The organism is Clostridium sp., assembly GCF_032552055.1.
GTDB lineage: Bacteria > Bacillota > Clostridia > Clostridiales > Clostridiaceae > Clostridium.
Genome location: NZ_JAWGSV010000380.1, coordinates 1 through 1,943, shown reverse-complemented (window position 1 = coordinate 1,943; position 1,943 = coordinate 1). Strand labels below are relative to the sequence as shown.

The following is a 1,943-nucleotide window of genomic DNA, read 5'->3' as shown; positions in this document are numbered from 1 at the left end:
TCTTTATACTCCATATATATATTTAATATGTTTTTAAAATTAATTTCATTATAATTAATAATCTCTTTACTTATTAAAATTGTATTTATTCTATCGTCTATATGTTTAGCTAACTTTTTTGTGTTTTCATTATTTAGTAAGTCATAACAGTTTATAATAGATAAAACTGTATTATAATACTCATAAGTTTCAGCATATACTAATATATTATCTAATAAAGTGATAAAATCAGTATCTTTATTCTCTAATATTTTTTTCCTAGTTAATTGATAATTTCCACTAGTAACACTATTTTGTATTTCCTTACTTAATTCGTCGCCAAATAAAATACTGTTGCTATCTTGTGATAAGTACAGGTAAGTGCTTATATCATCAATTTTAATATTAGAAGTTCTTTTTAAGAAATTAACCAACCCCTCATACTCCGACTTTATTTGTACATCAAATCCCTCTTGTAAAGAGCCACTGATATTAATATAAGGTTCCAACAACTTATCTTCTTTTTCAATTTTCATTGAATCAACTACCTTAATAAGTTCATTGAGTATATTGGGTCTTTTAAAAATATTCCAGTAAAAACTACTGTAATCTGCCTGAATCACAGAAATTTTAGCTAATATTTTCTTGCTGAATTCATTTGTAAGAGTTCCCTCTGGCAATAACTCTTCTTCCCTTCTATATGCAAGTAAAATATTATTAACATAATTATTAATAATTTTTTTGGCTTGTCTTGGAGTAGTTACACCTTTATGTATTAGTATTTCTCTACATATACTATCAAATAACTCTTTTCCACATAAATCACAAAAATCTGGGATTTCTTCATGGCACAGTTGAATAATATAATTAGGTATATTAGACATTATTATATTCGGTAAATATATTTTATATTGAAATAGTTTATCTAAAAATAAATCACTCTCAAGAGATAAAGTGTCACTACTATTACTTTTATTATTTATAAGTGCTTTTTTTAATATTGCATCATCAAATGGAACAATAAAAATACAATTATCATAATTAACAAAAGCTTTTATTGCGTCTAAAGCCTCAACAATTTTACTTGGATTCAACCTATCTAAGTCATCAATAACTGCTATTACTGTAGTATCTTTATATTTTTTCTCACTTAACATATCTCTTAATTTATTCTCATAATCATCAGTAGAATTCGTTGGTGGTGTAATGTTCATATTATATTTATCAGATGATGTACTTATAAATTTATCAATCAAGACAACAATTATTGGTATGTATACTCCACTACTTACAGTTGACACAATAAATGAAAAATCAAATATAACTCCTTCCTTCCCCAAAAAAATACTTCGAATAAAAATAAAAATTGCAATAATCATATACATTATACATGCTACAATTATCATTGGTATCCACTGACTAAAATAATCTTTTATTGAAAATTTTTCACCTTCAACCTTTCCCTTATATATTCTTAAATTTTCAATTAATCTCTCAAAAGAATTTTTTTCATTATATCCAAGCCCTAATAATACCTGTCTAAGAAAAGCTCGTCTTAATGCCTCCTTCTCATATTTCCATGCATTTATTTCTGTAATAACATATTTATTATTTTTAACTTTAAAATACTCAGTAACGAACTTAATTAAACTACTTTTTCCTAACCCCCATTTTCCAACAATAGCTATATTATATGGTGACTTTCTTGTTTCAATTAAATTAATAATATTATCTGAAATATCCTTATGATTAAATGCATCTTGATCTCTATCTTTTAATTCCGAATCATTAAGATAATATACACCATTTTTCTTTATCTTGCTCATATATTAACCTCCTTTTTAATCCATTAACTCAAAATTTAAAATTATTTAATATTAAGATTATAGTAATTTTTATAAATCACTATGTTTAGAAATTAAAATTTATATACTTATCTTGTACAAAAAACTTTTCCCATATTT

General features: G+C 24.3%; 1 protein-coding gene. It reads right to left on the bottom strand.

What is annotated here, in order from left to right; translation table 11 throughout:
• Positions 1-1,805 (bottom strand): P-loop NTPase fold protein (locus E6248_RS15730; protein ID WP_316341709.1); only part of this gene is annotated, 1,805 nt, incomplete at its 3' end.
• Positions 1,806-1,943 lie beyond the last annotated feature (138 nt).